Here is a 20,358-nt window from a genome sequence, read left to right as displayed (position 1 = left end):
GGCTGTGGTCGATGGGGAGGCTGTGGTTGGTGGGGAGACTGTGGTCGATGGGGAGGCTGTGGTCGGCGGGGAGACTGTGGTCGGTGGCGTGGGCGCGCCGGCCGGGAAGCGCGCCGGAACGAGAAGGAGACGACGGTGGCGGGTGGCGCTGGGGGTTCTGATCGCGCTCGCGCTGATCACCGCGTCGGCGGTCGCGGTGGTGATCACGCAGAACAGTTACGACCTGCGCGAGGAACGGGTCGCCCTGCGCCACGCGGGTGCCACGCTCGATGGCGTGCTGGCCCTGCCCCGGACCGGTGACGGACCGTACGGGCTGGTGGTCTTCGTGCACGGGGACGGGCCGGTGGACGCCACTCACGAAACGTTCTACCGGCCGATCTGGGAGTCCTTCGCCCGCGCCGGATACGCCTCGCTCTCGTTCAGCAAGCCCGGCGTGGCGGGCTCGGAGGGCAACTGGCTCGACCAGAGCATGGAGGACCGGGCCGACGAGACCCTGGCCGCCGTGGCATGGGCCCGCGCACGGCCGGACATCGACGGCGGGCGCATCGGCCTGTGGGGGGCCAGTCAGGCGGGGTGGGTCATGCCGAAGGCGGCAGCACGGGACACCCGACTGCAGTTCGTCATCGCGGTCGCGCCCGCCGTCGACTGGCAGCGGCAGGGACGGTACAACCTCCTCGCGGAACTCCGCCGGGACGGTGCGTCCGAAGCGGAGAGGGCAGCCGCCCTGAACCGCCGGGAGACCACACTCCGCCTGCTGCGCGGGGGTGCCTCCTTCGACGCGTACCGCGACGCGATCGGGGCCGAAACGGTCGGGGCCGACGAGGGGGCGGACGACGGGGGTGCGGACGGCATGACGGCCGACCGCTGGCGGTTCATCGCCAAGAACTACACCGCGAACGCCACCGCGGACCTGCGGGCGATGCGCGGAACCCCGGTCCTGCTGGTCCTGGGCGGTCACGACATCAACGTGGACGTCGCCGACACGGAGAAGGCGTATCGCGCGCTGCTCCCCCACGGCACCCTTCAGGTGCGGCACATCCCTGACGCCACGCACTCGCTGGTGAAGCACGACGTCGAGGATTCCGAGGTCCGGCTCACCCTGACCGCGCTGTTCGCACCCCGGGCCCTGTTCGCCGACGGCGCCCTCGCCGACCAGCGCCGTTTCCTGGAACGACTGGACGCGGGGACGGGCCGGGCGACGGGGTCGTCATGACGTCCGGCCCGGACCTCGGGCAGTCGTCCTCAGCGCAGTTCGTCCGGGCACGGCGTGCCCGGTGACAGCTGGTAGGGCGCGGTCAGCCGGTACTTGCCCGGCCGGGGCGCGAGCAGTTCCGTCCACTCGTCGCCGTCCACGTCCTCCTCGGCCTTGACCAGGCAGCCGTTGGTGTTGACGAAGGTCCGGGGGGAGCTCTCGTCCTCGCGCCGCTTGGATTCCTCGGTCTCCTGCGGACGTTCGACGCTCTTGCCCTTGTCGTCGACGAGCGCGAGCCAGCGCGAGTACGGAACACGGATCAGGATCCGGCCGGGGGTCTTCACATGGATGGTCAGCTCGCCCGCGTCCGCCCGCTCGACCGTGGCCGGCGGGTCGGCCAGCGGCACCGGGTCCTCGACCGCGAAGAGCTGCCAGGTGGTGTTCGACCACACCCGCTTCAGGTACGGCTGTCCGGACGCGACGAGTTCCGCCTCCTGCACCGCGCCGTTGGCGTCCGGCTCCCCCTTCGGCAGCACCACGTAGTGCACGGCCCAGCGGTCGAGCCACTGCCGGTAGTTGTCGCCGTTCAGGGTGTCGTCGTAGAAGATCGGGTTGCGCTCCATGTCCGCCTGCCGGTTCCAGCCCCGGGCCAGGTTGACGTACGGGGCGAGCGCGGACGCCTCCCGGTGGCTGCGCGCGGGCACGACCTCCACCCTGCCGCGTTCCGCGCCGACCTTCTGGAGCTGGTGGACCAGCGGGGCCACCTCACGCGCCCAGGAGGCGGCGGGCGCGGTCCGCACGATGTCGTCGACGCTCTTGAAGCCGATCCAGAAGTTCATCCCGACGAACGCCAGCACCAGGGCGTACCAGCGCCGCGAGCGCGGCTTCGTGAACGGAAGCGCGGCGAGCAGCACCGCACCGGCATACAGCATCGCCATGCGGGTGACGTTCGACCCGATCTGCGAGTCGATCACGTAGGTCAGCACCGTTCCGACGCCGTACACGGCAGCCGCGGTCCGGACCGTCTTCCACTCACGGGGCACCAGGACGAAGACGAACAGCGCGAGGAGGAAGGGCAGGGACAGGGTCCCCAGTGACATCGGCTGCGTGCCGGAGAACGGGAACAGCAACGCGGACAGCGCCACGACCACGACCGGGGCCAGGCCCAGCGCGTAGGCCCCCGGGCGCCGCTTGTTCAGGAAGAGCGCGGCGGCGACCACGCCCAGGAAGAGACCGGCCACGGGGCTGCTCGCCGTCGCGAGCGCGGCGAGCGGGGCGGCCACGGCCGCCTTCGCCCACCGCTTGTACCGCCACCGGTGCGGCCAGCAGAACACCGCGGCGACCGCGGCGACCGCGAACATCATGCCGAGCCCGAACGTGACACGTCCCGATATCGCGTTGCACAGGTACGCGAACAGTGCGGCGAACGAGCAGGCGAGCGGGTTGCGGACGGCCCGTACCCGGACCAGGATCAGCGCGGTGAGCCCCGCCGACACCGTTCCGGCGATCATCATCGTCGTGCGGACGCCGAGCACCGACATCAGGTAGGGCGAGACGACGCTGTACGAGACGGGGTGCATGCCCCCGTACCAGGCGAGGTTGTACGCGGTACCGGGGTGCCGGCCGACGAACTCGGCCCAGGCGTCCTGTGCCGCGAGGTCGCCGCCGCTGTTCGCGAAGAGGAAGAACCAGAGCACGTGGGCCGCGGCGGCCGCCGCCGTCACCGCCGTCACCGGGTGGCGTCGCACCCACCGCCGCGCGGCGGTGCGCCGGGACGGAGCGGGGCCCGTGCCCTCGGCATCCGGGCGGACCGTCCCCGTGCCGTCGGCTTCCGGAGGGACCGCCCTCGTAGCGTCGGCGTCCGGAGGTACCGTCCCCGTCCCCTCGGCGTCCGGAGGTACCGTCCCCGTGCCGTCGCTCACGTCGCTCACGCCGCTGCTGTCGGCCGACTCCCGGCCGGGCTTCCGCTCCGCAGTGGTCACTACGGCTCTCCCCGTCTCCGCCGGCCCCGTGTCCTGTATCCCGTGCTCCCGGGGGCGAGCACTTACCGCGCGGCCCTCCCAGTCGCTCCGGGACGCTAACACGTACGCAGTCGGGAAGAGGGCGCCGGGATCGGCACCCTCTTCCCGTGACCGGACGATCCGGCCACCGTGCGATCAGCCGATGCGGGTCACTTTGTCCCCGAACGTCGGCTCCGACAGCTCGTTCAGCAGTGCGACGGGAACCTTCACCTGGCTGGTTCCCTCGCCGACGGAGAGCGTGCCGACGGGGGTCCCGGCCTTCGCCGAGTGCGGGATCGTCTTCCCGTCATCGGTCAGTTCGATCTTGACCGTGAGGCCGGACCAGCCGACCACCGTCACGTCCTTCGTCGCGACCACCGGGGTGCTGCCGCCCAGACCGTCGGAGACGGAGCCGACGACGTCGCCCTTCTTGATGACCTTCGCGTTCTTCAGCAGGTCCTGTGTCGCGATCATGACGTCCTTGCTCACCGCGTTGGCCGTGTCGATGATCGGGTTCTTGTGCTGGCCCAGTACCGCGCCGACGATCAACTGATCGGTCTTGCCGACCATCTTGTGCGCGGCGAACAACAGGTTGCCGCCCGCCTTGGTGGTGGAACCCGTCTTGATGCCGAGCGAACCGTTGAACGGAACGAGGTTGTTCCAGTTCCGCCACTCGTGCCCCGAGGGGTCGGTCCACGAGGGCAGCACGGTGATCGCCATGAGCGCCGGGATCTCCACCAGCTCCTCGCCGAGCTTCACCTGGTCCTCGGCCGAACTGACCGTGGTCGCGTTGAGGCCGGACGGATCGGTGTACGTGGTGTTCGTCATCCCGAGCGACTTGGCGGTGTCGTTCATCTTCTTGACGAACGCCTCCTCGGAACCCGCGTCCCAGCGCGCCAGCAGCCGCGCGATGTTGTTGGCGGACGGGATCATGATCGCCGAGAGCGCCTGCTTCAGGGTGAGCTTGTCGCCCTCCTTCACGGTGTTGAGCGTCGACTCGTTCACCGCGTCGTACCCGCCCTCCTTCTCCGCCGTGGCGTCGATGTCTATGGACGGGCCCTCCTCCCCCTTCTTCAGCGGGTGGTCCTTGAGTACGACGTAGGCGGTCATCGCCTTGGCCACACTGCCGATCGGCACGGACTTCTGCTCGCCGAACGAGCCCACCGTGCCCAGACCCGTCGCCGCCATGTAGCCCTGGCCCTCGTCGGGCCACGGCAGGGACGGCTTGTTCCCCTCGAAGGTGTACGTCGACTTCGCCGACATCCGGAGCTCGGGGTCCGGAAGCGGGCGCATCGTCTGCACGATCGCAAAGACGATCAGCAGGAGCAGCACCAGCGGAGTCCAGATCTTGACCCGGCGGACCGCGGTACGGACCGGCGTCTGGGGCGGCGGGGGCGTGTTGGTCAGCTCGGCCAGCAGATCGAGCGGCGGCTTGGGCGGCATCGGCTGCTGCGTGGTCCGCTCGGCGGTAGCGAACGCGGGCGCCGCGGCGGGGGTGCCTGTGGGTCTGCCGCCGGGCCCGGACGCCGGTTCCTGCGCCGGATGTACGTCGTCCCGACGCAGCGGCACGAAGGTGCTCGTCCGCTCGGCGTCGGATTCGGCCTTCGCGTCCGTCCCCGGCTCCGACGGCTTCGACTGCTTCGGCACCGGCTTCTCATCCGGCCCCTCACCCGGCTTCGACGCGGGCGGGACGACCTTCAGCGCGGTCGTCGGCTGATCGACGGCGGCCGGGGCGGGGGCCCTGAAGACGGCGGTCGGCTGATCGGTGCCCGGCTTGTCGTCGCCGCCCTTCCGCCCGTCGCCCGTCCCCTCGTCGCCGCTCCGGGCCTTGCCGTCGGTGGCCTCGGCGGCGTCCTCGCCGTCGCCGGCGGCGTCGTTCCCACCGTCGGCCGCGTCGCCCCGGGCGGTCCCGGCCTCGCCGGCCGCATCCGCCGTGTCCGTGTCCTCATCGGTCACGGTTCCTGCGGTTCCTGCGGCTGCCGCGCTCCGGGACTCGGGCCCCGTCCCCGGCTCCTCGCCGCGCGCCTCGGAGCCTTCGGCCTTCCCGGGGGCGTCGGCCTCCTCCGCGGAGGCGTCGTCGTCCTTCCCCACCCATGCGGCGACCGCCGCACGCAGCCGTACGTCCCCCGCCCCCGACGGCGTGGCATCGCCGGAGTCGGTGGAGGAGTCCTTGTCGGACGAGTCCTTGTCGGAGGAGTTCACGTCGGCGTCGGCGGAGTCCGCGTCCGCGTCCGCAGGGTCCACATCGGAAACAGCGGACTCGCCGGACACGGATTCCCCGGAATCGGCCTCGGACTCACTGGACGCGCCGGACGCCGCGGACCCTCCGGATGCCCCGGAACCCCCGGACGGCGCCCTGGACGCCCCTTCAGGGCCGTCGGAGGCCCCTCCCGCCCCCTCGGAGCCCTCGTCCTTCGGTGCGGGCGTCCGGAAGACCGCCGTCGCGGTGTCCGGCTTGCCGCCCTCGGCACCCTCAGCGCCTTCGGAGCCCTCGGCGTCGCCGTTGCCGTTGCCGTTGCCGTTGCCGTTGCCGTTGCCGTTGCCGGACGAACCGGTGCGGAAGACGGCCGTCGCGGTGTCCGTGCCGCTGTCTCCCGCGCCCTCGGCGGACTGTTCACGGAAGACGGCGAGCCGCGGATCACTCTCGCTCCGAGCCGTTCCCGACGACTTCTGCTGCTTCGACCTGTCGGGGGACTCGCCCGCCACCGATGCCTCCTCCATGCGGCGCGGGTGCATTCCCCGCGCTGTCCGAACCATCTACCAGTGTCCTGTGTGAACCACCGGCCCCGACTGCTAGACGAGAACGACATACCTACTGGTTCCCGTACAAAGCCACCAGGCACTCTCGACAGACCAATGTGAGAGGGGTCACCCTGTCATTCATCCACGCGGGGAGGCATGGATGGGCAGGAGCCGCAGAACAATTCCGGAGGAGCTTCTGCTGCTCGCTCTGGACCCGGCCACGGGTACCACAGCGCAGCCGCAGTCGCTCGACCTCGGCCTCGCCGGAGCTCAGCTAGTGGAGCTGGCTCTGGCAGGACGGATAGCCCCTGACGGGGATCGTATCGCCGTGGTGATGCCACGGCCGACAGGAGATCCGACTCTGGACTCCGCACTGGAACTGCTGCGCCGACGCGGCAGCCCGGTTCGGGCCGTCCACTGGATCGGCGGACCCCGGCTGGGGCTCCGTCAGATCTACCTCGCTCATCTGGAGCGGTGCGGCATGGTGCATGCCGTGGCCGGCCAGATGTGCGGAGTTCTGCCGACGACTCGCTATCAGGCGACGGAGACGGCAATCAGCCGGGACATCAGGGCCAGGCTGGACAGCGCGATCCGCACCGGCGTACCGCCGGACCCGCGGACCGCGGCGCTCGCCGCACTGGCCCACGCGGTCGGACTGGGCAAGCACCTGTATCCCGGGAACGAGGGGCGTTCATCGCGCTCAAGGCTCCGGGACCTCATCAGGCACGACCCGATGGGCGGACTCGTGGCGCACGCCGTGATGGACGTCCAGAACGGCGCGGTCGCGCAACCACGCCGCAACCAGGCGGCCGGAATGCCGTTGCAACCGCAAGTCCAATCGCAGTCGCGCCGCGGCAGCATGGCACACACCGCGGCCCGTTAGGGCCATCCCCGGTGCGCCGCGCACCGCGTCACCACACACCGCACCACCGCACCACCGCACGGCCGACAAACGAACACCGCCGCACCGTCGTCCTGACAGACCCGGTCCGGGAGCCGCACCGAGCGCGGGGCAGCCGTCAACCACGGCCGCCCCGCGCACTCGTGTGTGTCCATTTCCCAGCGCGACCCCGGCCGGGGGTGGCAATCTGCTCAGCAGTAGATACGCACAGCTACATAGCCGGAGGTGCCGTTTCCGTGCCGTCCAATGTCAATCCCACCGTCAGACGACGCCGTTTGGGCCAGGAATTGCGCCGACTGCGCGAACTCAAGGGCATGACGGCGGAGGAAGTGGCCGAACGGCTACTGGTCTCCCAGTCGAAGATCAGCCGCCTGGAGAACGGCCGCCGCTCCATCAGCCAGCGGGACGTGCGCGATCTCTGCGGAGTGTACGAGGTCGAGGACCACAGGATCGTCGAGTCGCTCATGCAGATGGCCAAGGACTCGCGCCAGCAGGGCTGGTGGCACGCCTTCGGCGACATCCCCTACAGCGTCTACATCGGTCTGGAGACCGACGCCGAGTCGCTGCGCGTGTACGAACCCCAGGTGGTCCCCGGCCTGTTGCAGACCCGGAGCTACGCCGAGGCGCTGATCAACGGGGCGCTGCCGGAGGCCCCGCCGAACGACATCGACAAGCGCGTCACCGTCCGGGCCCGCCGCCAGGACCGGATCACCGCGCTCGAACAGCCGCTGCGCCTCTGGGCGGTGATCGACGAGTCCGCGCTGCGCCGGGTGGTCGGCGGCCGGCAGGTCATGATCGAGCAGTTGGAACGGCTGGCCGAACTGTCGCACCTGCCGCATGTGACCGTGCAGGTGCTGCCGTTCGGGATGGGCGCCCATCCCGGCATCAACGGGCAGTACGCCATTCTGGAATTCCCGGACGCCGCGGACTCCAGCGTCGTCTATATCGAGGGCGTCACCAGCGATCTCTATCTGGAGAAACCGCACGACGTACAGAAGTACAGCGTCATGTACGAGCACCTTCGCGCACAGGCGCTGAATGTGGAACACACCCGGAATTTCATCAGCGAAATCGCGAAGGATTACACCGGGCAGAGCGGGGCGTGAACCACACCGAAACAAGAAGTCCGGAATGCGGGAAATGAGGCGATGTTGCGAGGGAGGCGGAGGAGATTACACTGCCGCCTCCCCACGGGGAAGACCTTGCTGGTACATACCACTAGGTCGAGTGAACGGCCCCTTCGCTCAAGGAATCTGACGAGTAGCGTCGATCACGCCAACCGGAACATTGCCGGAACGTTGTTTGAGTTCTTCATCGGCGTTCCTCGTCGGTGTTCCTCGCGCGAATCCTCACACAACTCTTCTGAACCGGAGTGAACATGGCCATTCGTCAGGGTGCTACGGACAAGTGGACGAAGTCCTCGTATTCCGGGGGCAACGGCGCCTGCGTCGAAGTCAAGTCCCCCCGCACGGCTGTCGACGTGCGTGACTCGAAGGCCCCCGAGGGCCCCTCGATCACGTTCGTGCCCGCCGCGTGGAACACCTTCGTGCGCGACCTCGGCAAGGACGTCCTCGACGCCTGACCGGTGCTGCGCGAAGTTCGCATGACGGCACCGGTCCGGTGCCGCCGGTAGCCCTCTCGACCGGTCCGCCGTCCTGGCCGAGAGGGCTCACTGTCCGACCGGAGCACCCGCGCCCCGCGCGGCACGGCGGCGGGCACGGTGGTCCGCCGCGGCGGGGTCAGCGCAGCCGATCGACGTGGAGATCGGTGCCGGGCACGGTCGGCAGGAACGGCGCCACCAGCTCGACCCTTCCCAGCCCGGACTCCGCCACCGCGCCGTCCAGCCCGGTGAAGTGCGCGTCCCAGCAGTCCCGAGGGTCCTCCTGGAGGAACCACAGCAGGGTGAGCCGGGTGTCGACGCCCTCCACCTGCTTCACGTAGCTCATCCGGTCGCCCGGCAGGGGCGTGGGCCGGAACACGGTCACCATGGCCGCCGGGGAACCCTCCAGCCGCCCCGGCAGGTGCCGTGTGCGCAGCCATTCCAGCAACTCGCCCCGCCTCTGCGCCCCGTCGGCATCGACGACCTGGAGGACCAGGCCCCGGTAGGGGTGGTCGAGCGCGTGGAAGTCCCGGGGGCCCGCGGCACCGTCGCGGTAGACCGTCGCCTCGTGGTCCTGGAACGACGTGAAGACATGGGTGCGGTCCCGGTAGACCCGGCCGTCCCGGTTCAGCCGCTTGTTGATCCCGACGGTCCACCGCATGTGGTCGTCGTAGCGCCCGTCCGTCACCCAGTACGTGGACAGGTAGCAGCTGGCGCCGACCGGCTCGGCGACGGCCGACTTCGCCGGGTAGCGCAGTTCCCGCAGTTCGCGGGTGGCGACCCAGCGGCGTCCGGCGAACATCCAGGGCATCGCCATCGCGCCCGCGTAGTAGTGGTCGTCCTCGTACCAGCGGTTGTACGCGTGCTCGTGACCCGGGTGCGGTTCGACCAGGGTGATCAGCGCGTGGCCGGGGTGGACCCCGTACGGTCCCAGCGCGGCCAGTTCGGCGTAGGTCTCGCTCCGCGTCTCGTCGCTCATGCCGTTTCCCTTCCGTACTCCGCAGCGACATCCTACTCTGACGGTCCGTCAGATCAAGCGCCAGAGCCGGGAGGACACCCATGCTGCTCGCGGGGAAGACCGTCGTCGTGTCCGGTGTGGGGGCCGGGCTCGGGCACCAGGTGGCGGCGGCGGTGGTCCGGGACGGCGGCAACGCGGTGCTCGGGGCGCGCACCGCCTCGCATCTCGCCGCGTCGGCCGCCGAAATCGACCCCTCCGGGCGGCACACCGCGTGGCTGGCCACCGACATCACGGACGAGACCCGGTGCGAGGCGCTCGCCGGGCTTGCCATGGAGAGGTTCGGACGGATCGACGCGGTGATCCATGTGGCCGCACGCGACGACCACTTCGGCGGCGTCGAGGACGCCGACTTCGCCGCCTGGCAGTCGGTCGTCGACGTCAACCTGCTCGGCACGCTGCGGATGACCCGCGCCTGCCTGCCCGGGCTGAAGGAGCGGGGCGGCTCGGTGGTCCTCATCGGCACGCAGTCGTCGGTGGCCGCCCCGTCCCAGGTGCGGCAGGCGGCGTACGCGGCGTCCAAGGGGGCGCTCACCTCCGCGATGTACTCCATGGCGCGGGAGTTCGGCCCCTACCGGATCCGGGTGAACACGGTGCTGCCCGGCTGGATGTGGGGTCCTCCGGTCCAGGCGTACGTGCGGTTCACGGCGCGTTCCGAGGGGGTGCCCGAGGCCGAGGTGCTCGGCAGGCTCGCCGAGCGCATGGCGCTCCCGGATCTCGCCACGGACGGTGATGTGGCCGAGGCCGCCGCGTTCCTGGTCTCCGATCGGGCCCGGGCGATCACCGGTCAGTCGCTGCTGGTCAACGCGGGCGAGCTGATGCGGTAGGCGGGTCCTTCGGCCGCGCACCGAACCGGGCGGCCCCGGGGACACCGGCCCGGCCGCGCGGACACCGGGCCGGGCTGCGCGGGCATCAGCCCGGACGGTGCGGGAGTCGGTTCAGCCGCGCGGGTACCGGGCCAGCCAGCCCCGGGCGACGGCCGACGGGCTGTGCAGGGCGGGCCCCTGGGTCATCTCCATGGAGAAGTCGTCGGCCAGCTCCAGAACGGTGGCCCGCCCCTCCAGTTCGGCGAGCCAGGCCGGTGGCAGCGCCGTCTCGCCGTGCAGCGCGCCCAGCAGTGCCCCGCACAGCGAGCCCGTGGCCGAGGAGGGTCCACCGTGGTTGACGGCCAGCCGTAGCCCGTGCCGTATGTCCTCGCCGACCAGGGCGCAGTACACGGCGACGGCGAGTACCTCCTCGGCGGCGTCCGTCGGCCCCAGCGATTCGATCAGCGCCGGACCCGGAATGCCCTGGCGCACGGTGCCGAGGGCCTGTTTGAGCGCCTCGGTGACGGGCTCGTGCCCCGCGCGTTCCGCGAGCAGGGCCAGGGCGTGCTGGACGGAGCCGTCCAGGGTCTCGCCGCGGGCCAGCCCGTGCACGATGACGGCGAGCGCTCCCGAGGAGAGCAGCGCCGCGGGGTGGCCGTGGGTCTGGGCCGCGCATTCGACGGCGAGCTGGAGGACGAGTTCCGGCTCCCAGCCGACGAGCAGCCCGATCGGCGCCGACCGGGTCAGGGCGCCCGCGTCCCGTGCGGTGGGGTTCTTGGGCCGGTCCAGGGTGCCCATGGTGGTGTCGGCCAGCCCGGTGAGGCAGGCCCGGCCCGGTGCGCGCCGGGCGTACAGCCACTCCTCCCGGGCCAGCCAGCCGTTGTCCTTGCGCCGCTCGTCGGGTCCCCAGTCGCGCTGGGTGGCCGCCCACCGCAGATGGGCCCGGTGCACGTCGGTGGGCGGGTGCCAGGCCCCGGTGTCGCGCCGCACCTGGGCGCGGATCAGGCCGTCGACGGTGAACAGGCTGAGCTGGGTGACGGCCGTGACCAGACCGCGCCCGCCGTGCGCGGGCACGAAGTCGGTGACGGCGTCGGCGCCGTGCGCGGCCCGGATCTCTTCGAGCGTGAGCCCGTCGACCCCGGCCCCCAGCGCGTCGCCGACGGCCGCCCCCAGCAGCGCGCCACGCACCCGGCTGCGGAAGTCCTGCTGCTCGGTGCGGCCCCAGACCGCCGTGGTCCCTGTGCTCACCGTGCCCCTCCCCATCGGGCCGCCCGCCTGCGACTGCGCAGCACTGTAATCGAACAGGAACCGTCGGTTGAGGGGGCGGAACGGGGTACGCGCAGGTATGTGGACGGACGTCCCGCAGGTCGTTTTTGACCGGCGGGAGCCGTCCGGGCGGACGCCCCGATGCCGGGCGATCCGGTGCGGACCGCCCGGCACGATGCCCTCCGGCGGATGGTCCGGGCCGGTCGGGGGTGGTCAGTTCCCTCTGCCACCGGAGGCGATCGTCTCCTTCTCCCACCGGAGGAGGTCGTCGAAGTACCGTCGGCCCTCGGCCGTCCACTCGGCGGCCGGTTCCAGGGCCTCGATGGTGCCCCTGAGACGGCGCAGGGCGTCGTCGCGCCGGGCGGTGACCTCGGGCGGCGCCGTCGGTTCCGCCGCCCAGCGGGTGAGTCCGTGCGCCATGCGGGCCAGGACGTGGGCGGCGTGCACGGCGCCGGTGACCGGTCGTGGGTCGGGACGCAGTGGGTGGCTGATCATGACGTCGCCGTTGGTCACGTACGTGACGAAGAAGTTCCGCAGGTAGAGGGCGTGGTGGCCGGTCTCGTGCAGGAGTGCCTCGAAGGCGGCCGGGGTGCTCTCGACGCTGGAGGCGCCGAGGTAGACGGCTCCGAACGTCTGGCGGAGCGTGGCCGAACGGAAGGCGCCGCCCTCGACGTACACGATGGCGCGGATCAGCAGATCCGTTTCCAGGGCGGCTTCCGGCCAGACCCGCCGCAGGGTTTCCCGGGCGGCTTCCAGGTGCGCGATTCCCTCCGCCGGGTCCGATGCGCCGAAGTCGGCGTCGCCCGTACCGCCGGTCCGCCGGATGTCGGCGAGCAGTTGCCCCGTACCCCACGCGCACCAGTCGGGGGACGCGGAGGAACCGTCGGGCGCGAGGTGTTCGAGCGGCGGCACCGGGCCGGTGCCCGCCAGGGCGCGGACCAGTTCCGCGACGCGTGCGGGATCCGCGCCGTCGCCGGTGGGCGTCCGGGTCGCCTCCCGGACCAGGCCGGGGTGGAGACAGGCGGGTGCGGGTCCGGCCGGGAGGACCGGTTCCAGGCGCCGGAGGACGTCCCGGTGGTGGCTGCGGACCAGGCTCATGGTCCCGGCCGGGGTGATGCCGACCCGGACCGCCTCGTCCTGTCCTGCCCCCATCAGGCGTCACCCGACGGGGACTCCACGGCGAGGATCTCGCCGAGCGAGGCCACCTCGGCCTTCCTGAGCTGCTGCTCGCGGGCCTGGAGGCGGCGCACCACCAGGGCGGAGATGAGTTCGTCGCTCAGGCCCTCCAGGGTGCGGAAGACGTCCTCCCGGACCTCCTTCCAGATCTCCTTCGACTGGCCGCTCAGCGCCTCGGACTTGAGGGGCAGCCGGCCGCGCAGGGCGACGCTCCGCTCGGCTGCGAGGTCCAGGACGTCGTGCAGGATCTGGGTCCAGGTGTCCTCCACCCCGTCGGAGAAGGCGATGTGCACGGAGCCGTCGGCTCCCGTGGTCCCCTCGTGGTAGAAGCCGCGCGGCAGGTAGAGGCAGTCGCCGGCGTGGAGGGTGACTTCGAGGCGGAGCGGGGTCTGCGGGGTGACGCCCGGCTTGGAGCGCTTGACCGGCCACCGCATGGGCGGTTCGTGCAGCCGCCAGGTCTTGGAGCCGGCGAGCTGGCGTATGAAGATGCTGGCGAGGTCGTAGTGCGCCTCGGCGCCCTTGGAGTGGGGCGGGGTCAGGAAGGCGTTGGCGGCGACGGGGACCCCGATGTCCCCGGCCAGCTCCCCGCAGAAGGCCTCCACCTCGGGGCAGTACGTGGACATCGCCTGGAAGACGAGGGTCGCGCCCTGCTTCATCTGCGACAGGACGTATCTCGGGTCCGCGAGCCCGGACAGCACCCTGCGCTCGTCGGAGCCGTCGTCCCCGGGCTTGGCGGCGTTCCGGACGCCGATGTCCTGGCCGTGACGCCACAGCCTGATGTACGGGGTGCGCAGGCCTCGCTCGAAGAGGAGCTGCTGCGCGAGGTCCGTCGAGAACACCTGGTCCAGCTCGCCCATGTCCCGGCTGACGTACGGCTCGGTGTCCCGTATGGACTTCAGCTTCGACGGATCGTCGAGGAGCTTCTCCACTGCCATCTCATACCTCCGCGTCTCCGAGAACCGGCCGTTCCTCTTCCCGGGCCGGTTGTTCTTCCTGATGGAAATCACGTACTCCGGGCACCGTCAGTACCAGCAGCGCGGCGCCGAGCTGCACGACCGCGGCGACGACGAGCACGGTCGTGCGACCCACCGCGTCCGCCAGCGGCCCGATGACGGCGAGGCCGAGCGGCAGCAGGGCGAGGCTGCACAGCCAGTCGACCGAGCTGACCCGCCCGAGGACCGACGGGGCGAACTGTCTTTGCAGTGCGGTGTGCAGGAGTGTGTTGAAGGGCATCATCGCGAATCCCGCGATCATGTATCCGGCCACCACCCACCACAGCGAGAAGGGGGCGAGCAGCACGAGCGGGACGGTCGTGAAGAGCGCGTTGAAGATCACCGCGCTCGTTCCGGGGTGCTTCAGCCGGACCCGTCCGATGACGACCGTGCCGATGAAGCCGCTGAGGCTGAACATCGCGATGACCAGGCCGTAGCTGGAGGGCCCGGAGAACTCCTCCTGCGTGATGACCGGCAGGAGGACCAGATGGGGCGCGACGACCAGCATGGTCTGCACGGCGGTCATGGCGAGGATGGCCGACGTCCAGCGGACGCGGCGCACCGCCGACAGCCCTTCCCGGATCTCCTCGACGATCGAGGACCGGGACTCCGACCGTTCCCTCGGCGGTTCGACGACCGCGAGGACGCACAGCAGACTCACCGCGAACGTCGCCGCGTTGACGGCGAAGGCCACCCGGGTGCCGACGGTGGCCACCAGCACCCCGCCGAGCGCCGGCCCCACCACGGCAGCCGCGCTCTCCATGCTGCCGCGCCAGACGTTGGCGCTGAGCAGCCGGTCCTCGGGCACGACCGAGGGCACCAGACCGCCGTACGCGGGGCGGAAGAAGGCCTCACCGCTGCCCACCAGGAAGGTCATCACGGCGAGCGAGAGGGTCGCCGTGTCGAACGCCCCCAGCACCACCACGGTGATGGCCACCATGCGGAACGCGTCGGCGAGCGCCATCGCCCGCCGCCGGGGCACCCGGTCCGCCCAGACACCGCCGAGGAGCGCGAACAGGACCGTGGCGAGCATGCGGGCGCCGATCACCAGCCCGACGTCGCCCGCGTCGCCGCCGCTCTCGATCACCCGGAGGGACACGGCAACGTTGAAGAGCTGGTCCCCCACGGCACTGACCGCTTGCCCGGCCCAGAGGAATCGGAAGTCGCGCAGTTCCATGGCGCTGCCGGCCAGTCGGCCGGTCAACAGGGTCTTCGGGTTGCGCATGGTCAGCCGTTCGTGCTCGCAGTCGTGGGGTCGGTCAGTTCTCCGTAGCCGAACCCGCAGCAGTCACCGGTGATGTCCTCGTCCCGCACCAGCTCGGGGTGCTCGTCACCGGTCGGCCGGAGATCCGCCAGGTCGACGGGGTCGGGATCGTCGTCGATCCAGAGTTCCGCGCCGTCGGTGATGAGGTCGAGGTGCACCTTCTCCTCGTAGTCGACCACGGCACGGTCCTGGTTGTGCTGTCCGAACCCGATGTGCACGCCCACGCGCCGTTCGTTGATGTGCGAGTTGGCCGGGATGAACCGGTCGATGCCCGAGTTCGTACCGAAACCAAGCTCGCCCACCCGGGTGCCGTGGGGCTGCTTGAAGCAGAGTTCGACCAGCTCGCGGACGTCGTCGGCGCCCCCGGTGAAGCCCGTGGCGCGCCCGTCCGCGATGTCGACCGTCAGCGGGCGGTCCGCCAGCCGGGTGTCGATACGGGTGATGACGTTGCAGTTGAGCGCTCCGTCCGCCACCAGGCGGCCGTCGATCCGGGCGGGGTACGTGGCGATCTCCCCCGCCGGGAGGATGGTGAAGCCGCCGGGTCGCCACACACCGCGATTACTGATCCAGTCGTACCGCTCGGCGTCGAGCCGGATACGGAGGTCGGTGCCGCCCCGGCTGCGGACCCGGACGGCGCGGGCCCTGGTCAGGCGGTTCAGCAAGGTGGCGTTGCGGGCGCTGAGTTCGTCAGGTCCGAGGTTGAGGGCCTGCTCGAAGAACTCCCGCGACGCGCTGATGACGCGGACCACCATGCAGCGGTCGGTGCCGAACTCCCGCATCACGTTCACGAGCTGCGAGAAGTGGGACATCGTGTCGCGTTCGAGCGTGAACACGACGAGTCGGCCGGTGAAGGACGCGGGGTCGGGTACGGCGGACTTCAGGCGGGCGGCGAATCCGTAGTCCACGAGTGGCCGCATGCCGATGACCTGGGTGCTGAGCTTTCGCTGCTTCAGTCCGGCGACCAGCCAGGCGGCCGCCTCCCGGCTGTCCGGGGCGAAGACGACGACGCAGTGGTCGCCGTCGGAAAGTCCGGCGTAGCGGTCCAGGAGTGCGTCGACTCCGTCCCGTAAGTCGCGACTGGCCTGCACAACGGTCAAGGCGTGCTCCCCCTGGCTTCGGGTCGGGTCGGGTCGGGCCGAATCGAGTCGGGCCGGATCAGGCCGGGTCGACGGGAGTTCCGGGCGACGGGGGTTCCGGCCGCGGGAATCGCGTGCGGCCGGAACCCCCTGACGAGCTGGTGCTGTGACCGGGACGGTTTGCCGGGAAGCCCGCGGCGTCCGGTGTGGTGCTTCGCCAGGCGGAGCACCGTCGGCGTACTGGATGTACGCGGACGAGGTGACAACGCGGCGAGGTGCCGTGCCGGGCGTCGCGGGCCGGTGAGCCCTTCCGGTCGCAGCACCGGCCCCTGGCCTCATCGGCACGGTCAGCCGGAGACGAACCACGCCATCAGCGGTCCCTCGTCACCACTGCCGACCGGCACGAGGACCTCGGCCGATTCGGCCGCGGAGAGCTCGCGCAGTGCGTCCTCGACCAACGACTCGTACGTAGCTGTTTCCATGGTGTCGGCTTGTGTCATCTTTCGACTCCTCTCAGACAACAACGGCGCCGTGATGCTATGCGTCGCGACCAGCCAAGATCAATCGTATTGACCGCTCAACTCCCGTTTGTTTCAAGGCACTTGGGGTAGCAAAGCCTGGAATGGGAGACACCGATTCCGCTTGCCTGGCGATCAGTGCGGCCCCGGTCCGGTCCCCTCAGTCCGGGAGCAGCGGCAGCAGTTCCGGGAGGTGCCCGTCGGAAGCCTCCGCCGCCCGCCGTCGTTCCTCGGGCACCTCGCCGTACAGCGTCGTGCGCGGCTTCGCCGGACGGCCGGCGAGTTCGGCGATGGCGACCAGGTCCTGGATCGACCGGTACGAGCCGTAACTCGACCCGGCCATACGGGAGATGGTCTCCTCCATCAGAGTGCCGCCGAGGTCGTTGGCGCCGGAGCGCAGCATCTCGGCCGCGCCCTCCGTGCCGAGCTTCACCCAACTCGTCTGGATGTTGGTGATGTGCGGGTGGAGCAGCAGCCGGGCCATGGCGGTGACGGCCCGGTTGTCCCGGTCGGTCGGGCCGGGGCGGGCGATGCCCGCGAGATAGACCGGGGCGTTGGTGTGGATGAAGGGGAGGGTGACGAACTCGGTGAAGCCGCCGGTCTCCTGCTGGAGCCGGGCCAGGGTTCGCAGGTGGCCGAGCCAGTGCCGGGGCTGGTCGACGTGTCCGTACATCATCGTGGAAGAGGAGCGCAGGCCGACCTCGTGGGCGGTGCGGATGACCTCCAGCCAGGTCGCGGTGGGCAGCTTGCCCTTGGTGAGGACCCAGCGGACCTCGTCGTCGAGGATCTCGGCCGCGGTGCCGGGGATCGAGCCGAGTCCGGCCTCCTTCGCGGCGATCAGCCAGTCCCGTACGGACATGCCGGTGCGGGTGGCCCCGTTGACGACCTCCATCGGGGAGAAGGCGTGCACGTGCATGCCGGGGACGCGCTCCCGCACCGCCCGCGCGATGTCGAAGTACGCGGTGCCGGGCAGGTCCGGGTGGATGCCGCCCTGCATGCAGACCTCGACCGCGCCGACGTCCCACGCCTGGGCGGCCCGGTCGGCGACCTGGTCCAGGGAGAGGGTGTAGGCGTCGGCGTCGGTGCGCCGCTGGGCGAAGGCACAGAACCGGCAGCCGGTGTAGCAGACGTTGGTGAAGTTGATGTTCCTGGTGACGATGTACGTGACGTCGTCGCCGACCGTGTCGCGGCGCAGGGTGTCCGCGATCCGGCACAGCTCGTCGAGGGCGGGGCCGTCCGCGTGGAGCAGGGCGAGCGCCTGGTCGTCGGTGAGTTTCGTCGGGTCGTCGGCGGCCCGGCCCAGGGCCTGGCGCACATCGGTGTCGATGCGGGACGGGACCATGCCGGGGGCCGCCGCCTCGCGCAGCGCCTCCCAGTCCCCGTACACCTCGTCGAAGTCCTGGCGCCGGTCGCCGGTGCGGCCCTCGGTGTCGATGGTGCGGTGCAGGTCGGTGCGGCCCGTGGCGCCGAACTCCTCGTCGGGTTCCTGCCAGGGCAGCCCGGACGGGTTCACGCCCTCACGGGCCAGGCCGGTCTCCGGGTCGGCGAGGGCGCGGACGTGCGGGAGGACGCGGGGATCGATCCACGGTTCGCCGCGCCGGATGAACTCCGGGTAGATGGTGAGACGTTCGCGGAGCGTGAACCCCGACTCGGCGGTCCTGGCGGCGAGTTCGTCGATGTGCGGCCAGGGGCGCTCGGGGTTCACGTGGTCGGGGGTGAGCGGGGAGACGCCGCCCCAGTCGTCGATGCCCGCGCCGATGAGCAGGGCGTACTCGGCGTCCACGAGGTTCGGCGGGGCCTGGATGCGGGCGGACGGGCCGAGGATGTGCCGGGCGACGGCGATGGCCGCGGCCAGCTCCTCCAGCTCGGCGTCCGGCATGCCGCGCATCGCCGTGTCCGGCTTGGCCCGGAAGTTCTGGACGATGACTTCCTGGAGACCGTGATAGGCGCGGGCGGTGCGCCGGAGCTCGAAGAGGGAGTCGGCGCGCTCCTCGTACGTCTCGCCGATGCCGATCAGGACGCCGGTGGTGAACGGTACGTTGGAGCGCCCCGCGTCCTCCAGGACCCGCAGGCGCACGGCGGGTTCCTTGTCCGGGGATCCGTGGTGCGGGCCGCCCGGCTCGGACCACAGCCGGGTCGCCGTCGTCTCCAGCATCATGCCCATGGACGGGGCGACGGGCTTGAGGCGCTGGAGGTCGGTCCAGGTCAGCACGCCGGGGTTGAGGTGCGGGAGGAGTCCGGTCTCCTCCAGGACCCGGATCGCCATGGCGCGCACGTAGGCGAGGGTGTCGTCGTAGCCCTCGGCCTCCAGCCACTCCCGGGCCTCCGGCCAGCGGTCCTCCGGCCGGTCGCCGAGCGTGAACAGCACCTCCTTGCAGCCCATGGCCGCGCCCTCGCGGGCGATCGCCAGCACCTCGTCGGGCGACAGGAACATGCCCTGACCGGCCCGCCGGAGCTTGCCGGGAACGGTGACGAAGGTGCAGTAGTGGCACTTGTCGCGGCAGAGCCGGGTCAGCGGGATGAAGACCTTGCGCGAGTACGTGATGACGCCGGGCCTGCCTGCCGCTTCGAGCCCGGCGTCGCGCACCCGGGCCGCCGAGACGGCGAGATCCCGCAGGTCGTCGCCGCGCGCCTGGAGCAGCACCGCGGCCTCGGTCGCGTCGAGGGCGACGCCGTCACGGGCGCGTTTGAGGGCACGCCGCATGGCATTGGTGGTCGGGCGTCCGGGCTGGGCATCGGTCATGGACCGAGCATACGAGCGGGGCGCACGCACCGGACCGGGGCCTCCACGGGCGGGCCTCCCGGACCACGGGCGGGCCTCCCGGACCACGGGTCCGGGCCACGGGTCCGGGCCACGGACCCCGGCAGCGGCCCCGACGGCGGGAAAACCGGTGGCCCGTGTGCCGACGCGTTGTTACGGTGCTCCGACCCGACCGCGGTACCGACCGCGGATGACCTGTGGGCGCCTGCCCCGGAAAGCAGTTGATGTATGCCCCGGCCCGTGGTCCCGAGCTTCCCTCGTCGCGCTCCCCAGAGCGTCGGGGCGACCGGACCCGCGTGCACACGCACCCCCATGGCATCCCTCTGAGAGCCTGTCGGGTGACCTCCGACGCGCGGATCCGCCGACACACGGACCGCTGACACACGTTCACGAACGCGACGCGCACGCGCACCCGGACCGGCCCCACGACGGCCCGTCCCGTCGCACGGCAACGGCCGGCGCGCCGACCCGCGTGCCGACGTGTGTCGAGTCACGCCGTGGTTTCCCGGCACATGCCCCACGAGGGCCGCTCGGTACTTCCCCTGCTGCGTTGATCATCCTCTTCGGCAAGGAGAACACCGGGTGTCCACCGACCGACCCCAGCACCGCCCGTCCAAGTCCAACGGGCCCACCGGGCCCTCCGCTCCCCGCGGTCACGGCCGCGGCGCCGACGCCGTCGCGCGAACCGGCGTCTTCACCTGCCTGTGGTGCGGACTGACCGTCACCACGCTCGCCCCGGACGGCAACCGGCGCGACCACTGCCCGAGCTGTCTGCACTCACTGCACTGCCTCGACCACGTCGAGGGCGGTCCGTCCGACTGCGGGGGCCGTATGACCCCGATCTCCATCGCGGTGCTGCGCACCGGCGACTGGATGGTGGTCCACCGCTGCGTCCGCTGCGACGAGTTGACCTCGAACCCGGTCCGCGGGGACGACAACCAACTGATCCTGATGCGGATGGCGGTGCGCCCACTGGCCCAACCGCCCTTCCCGCTCGAAGCGTTCGGTGACCTGTGACCGGCCGCCCACTGCCGGGGAACGGACGGGGG

Annotated in this window: 16 protein-coding genes; 6 read left to right on the top strand and 10 right to left on the bottom strand. The window is 71.1% G+C overall.

The genetic code is table 11. The features are described 5' to 3' along the window. Positions 1-142 precede the first annotated feature (142 nt). Entirely contained in the window at positions 143-1,213 is a 1,071-nt protein-coding gene (locus ACF1CT_RS30615; RefSeq protein WP_391787229.1) for an alpha/beta hydrolase family protein, read from the top strand. Positions 1,214-1,242: 29 nt separating this feature from the next. On the opposite strand, the gene ACF1CT_RS30610 is transcribed toward ACF1CT_RS30615, so the two are convergent. Together ACF1CT_RS30610 and ACF1CT_RS30605 are read right to left on the bottom strand one after the other, a co-directional pair. Continuing rightward, positions 1,243-3,174, bottom strand: coding sequence for an MFS transporter (locus ACF1CT_RS30610; RefSeq protein WP_391787228.1), 1,932 nt, complete (start codon positions 3,172-3,174; stop codon positions 1,243-1,245). Positions 3,175-3,348: 174 nt separating this feature from the next. Beyond that, complete coding sequence (locus tag ACF1CT_RS30605) at positions 3,349-5,949, bottom strand: D-alanyl-D-alanine carboxypeptidase (RefSeq protein ID WP_391787227.1); 2,601 nt, start codon at positions 5,947-5,949, stop codon at positions 3,349-3,351. 145 nt (positions 5,950-6,094) lie between these two features. Here ACF1CT_RS30605 and ACF1CT_RS30600 point away from each other — a divergent pair, with 145 nt between their 5' ends. The 3 genes from ACF1CT_RS30600 to ACF1CT_RS30590 all read left to right on the top strand — a co-directional run bounded on the left by ACF1CT_RS30600 (position 6,095) and on the right by ACF1CT_RS30590 (position 8,417). Next, complete coding sequence (locus ACF1CT_RS30600; RefSeq protein ID WP_391787226.1) at positions 6,095-6,817, top strand: GPP34 family phosphoprotein; 723 nt, start codon at positions 6,095-6,097, stop codon at positions 6,815-6,817. Between the two features lie 254 nt (positions 6,818-7,071). Continuing rightward, positions 7,072-7,941, top strand: a complete 870-nt coding sequence (locus tag ACF1CT_RS30595; protein ID WP_391787225.1) for a helix-turn-helix domain-containing protein — start codon at positions 7,072-7,074, stop codon at positions 7,939-7,941. Between the two features lie 272 nt (positions 7,942-8,213). After that, positions 8,214-8,417 (top strand): DUF397 domain-containing protein, encoded by a 204-nt coding sequence (locus ACF1CT_RS30590; RefSeq protein WP_391787224.1) that lies wholly within the window; start codon positions 8,214-8,216, stop codon positions 8,415-8,417. Positions 8,418-8,574: 157 nt separating this feature from the next. Here the strand turns inward: ACF1CT_RS30590 and ACF1CT_RS30585 are convergent, their stop codons facing one another. After that, positions 8,575-9,414 carry a hypothetical protein gene (locus ACF1CT_RS30585; RefSeq protein WP_391787223.1) on the bottom strand — a complete coding sequence of 280 codons (840 nt, stop codon included), beginning with the start codon at positions 9,412-9,414 and terminating at the stop codon, positions 8,575-8,577. Positions 9,415-9,494: 80 nt separating this feature from the next. On the opposite strand from ACF1CT_RS30585, the gene ACF1CT_RS30580 reads away from it, so the two are divergent. Next, entirely contained in the window at positions 9,495-10,277 is a 783-nt protein-coding gene (locus tag ACF1CT_RS30580; RefSeq protein WP_391787222.1) for an SDR family oxidoreductase, read from the top strand. A gap of 111 nt (positions 10,278-10,388) precedes the next feature. On the opposite strand, the gene ACF1CT_RS30575 is transcribed toward ACF1CT_RS30580, so the two are convergent. The 7 genes from ACF1CT_RS30575 to ACF1CT_RS30545 all read right to left on the bottom strand — a co-directional run bounded on the left by ACF1CT_RS30575 (position 10,389) and on the right by ACF1CT_RS30545 (position 19,291). After that, positions 10,389-11,504: an ADP-ribosylglycohydrolase family protein gene (locus ACF1CT_RS30575; RefSeq protein ID WP_391787221.1), complete on the bottom strand. Its 1,116-nt coding sequence runs from the start codon at positions 11,502-11,504 to the stop codon at positions 10,389-10,391. 231 nt (positions 11,505-11,735) lie between these two features. After that, positions 11,736-12,674, bottom strand: coding sequence for an aKG-HExxH-type peptide beta-hydroxylase (locus tag ACF1CT_RS30570; protein ID WP_391787220.1), 939 nt, complete (start codon positions 12,672-12,674; stop codon positions 11,736-11,738). Continuing rightward, positions 12,674-13,633 (bottom strand): JmjC domain-containing protein, encoded by a 960-nt coding sequence (locus ACF1CT_RS30565; protein ID WP_391787219.1) that lies wholly within the window; start codon positions 13,631-13,633, stop codon positions 12,674-12,676. Before ACF1CT_RS30565 ends, ACF1CT_RS30570 begins: the two co-directional genes overlap by 1 nt. Position 13,634: 1 nt before the next feature. Further along, on the bottom strand, positions 13,635-14,915 hold the full coding sequence (locus tag ACF1CT_RS30560) for an MFS transporter (protein WP_391787218.1): 1,281 nt from the start codon (positions 14,913-14,915) through the stop codon (positions 13,635-13,637). A 2-nt stretch (positions 14,916-14,917) separates the two neighbouring features. Beyond that, positions 14,918-16,051, bottom strand: coding sequence for a hypothetical protein (locus tag ACF1CT_RS30555; RefSeq protein ID WP_391787217.1), 1,134 nt, complete (start codon positions 16,049-16,051; stop codon positions 14,918-14,920). 326 nt (positions 16,052-16,377) lie between these two features. Further along, positions 16,378-16,530 (bottom strand): hypothetical protein, encoded by a 153-nt coding sequence (locus tag ACF1CT_RS30550; RefSeq protein WP_391787216.1) that lies wholly within the window; start codon positions 16,528-16,530, stop codon positions 16,378-16,380. 178 nt (positions 16,531-16,708) lie between these two features. Continuing rightward, positions 16,709-19,291, bottom strand: coding sequence for a bifunctional FO biosynthesis protein CofGH (locus tag ACF1CT_RS30545; protein ID WP_391787215.1), 2,583 nt, complete (start codon positions 19,289-19,291; stop codon positions 16,709-16,711). A 600-nt stretch (positions 19,292-19,891) separates the two neighbouring features. On the opposite strand from ACF1CT_RS30545, the gene ACF1CT_RS30540 reads away from it, so the two are divergent. Further along, a complete protein-coding gene (locus ACF1CT_RS30540; RefSeq protein ID WP_391787214.1) occupies positions 19,892-20,326 on the top strand; it encodes an RNHCP domain-containing protein in 435 nt (144 codons plus the stop codon). The last annotated feature ends 32 nt before the right edge of the window (positions 20,327-20,358 follow it).

Source organism: Streptomyces sp. NPDC014734, assembly GCF_043083325.1.
GTDB lineage: Bacteria > Actinomycetota > Actinomycetes > Streptomycetales > Streptomycetaceae > Streptomyces.
The sequence above is the reverse complement of the archived record's forward strand: the minus strand, read 5'-3'. Positions and strand labels throughout refer to the sequence as shown.